This is a genomic window from Frankia sp. CoWAU3 (genome assembly GCF_977971855.1).
Map to the genome: position 1 here is coordinate 2,661 of NZ_CDWWXB010000119.1, position 972 is coordinate 3,632.

Annotated in this window: 1 protein-coding gene and 1 pseudogene; both read left to right on the plus strand. The window is 74.3% G+C overall.

The window, feature by feature from the left end; all coding sequences use genetic code 11:
• Nucleotides 1–194: pseudogene (locus AC08ON_RS11675) on the plus strand (adenosine deaminase); the annotation flags it as partial.
• 16 nt (nt 195–210) lie between these two features.
• Entirely contained in the window at nt 211–933 is a 723-nt protein-coding gene (locus AC08ON_RS11680) for a demethylmenaquinone methyltransferase (RefSeq protein ID WP_476608409.1), read from the plus strand.
• Nucleotides 934–972: the final 39 nt, after the last annotated feature.

Sequence of the window (972 nt, forward strand, 5' to 3'; positions counted from 1 at the left end):
TCGCGGCGGGGCTCGGTGCCCGGGCCCGCGACCTGTACACCGCCGGGGTCGCGGGCGCGCTGTGCGACGAGCCGACCCGCACGCGGCTGCGGCGGATCGGCGAGAGCACCGACTGGGACACCGTCGAGAGGGCCGCCCGCGACGCCTCGGCGGCGGCCTCGGCGCGGTTCGGCGGCGGGGAAGGGGCATGGTGAGCGGGGAAGGGGCATGGTGAGCAGAGCGGGACTCGACAAACGTCCGCGGGACGTCGCGTCGATGTTCGACGGGGTGGCCAACCGGTACGACCTGACCAACACCGTGCTCACCGGCGGGCTCGACCGGACCTGGCGGCGCGCCACGGCGGGCGCGCTGGACCTGCGGCCGGGGCTTCGGGTTCTCGACCTCGCAGCCGGGACGGCGACCTCGTCACGAGCCTTCGCTCTCGCCGGGACCGATGTGGTGGCCTGCGACTTCTCCCTGGGGATGCTGCGGGCCGGGCAACGTCGGCTGGCGTCGCGGCCGTTGCCGGGGGAGGCTGGGCGGATCCTGCTGACCGCCGGGGACGGGCTGCGGCTGCCGTTCCGGGACGAGACCTTTGACCGGACGACGATCTCGTTCGGTCTGCGCAACGTCGCCGACACGTTCGGCTGCCTCACCGAGCTGCGTCGGGTGACCCGTCCGGGCGGGATGCTTGTGGTGTGCGAGTTCAGCCGCCCGGTCTGGGCGCTCTGGCGGACGGTCTACGTCGAGTACCTGATGCGGGCCTTGCCTGCCGTGGCCCGTGCGGTGAGCAACAGCCCGGACTCGTACGTCTATCTCGCCGAGTCGATCCGGGCCTGGCCCGCCCAGGCGGAGCTGGCCGGCCTGCTGCGGGAGGCGGGCTGGTCCCGGGTCGGCTGGCGCAACCTCACCGGCGGCGTGGTGGCGTTGCACCGGGGTCACGCCCCGGACTGACGGTGCTGGACCGGTCATGGTGCTGGACCGGCCGGCGCC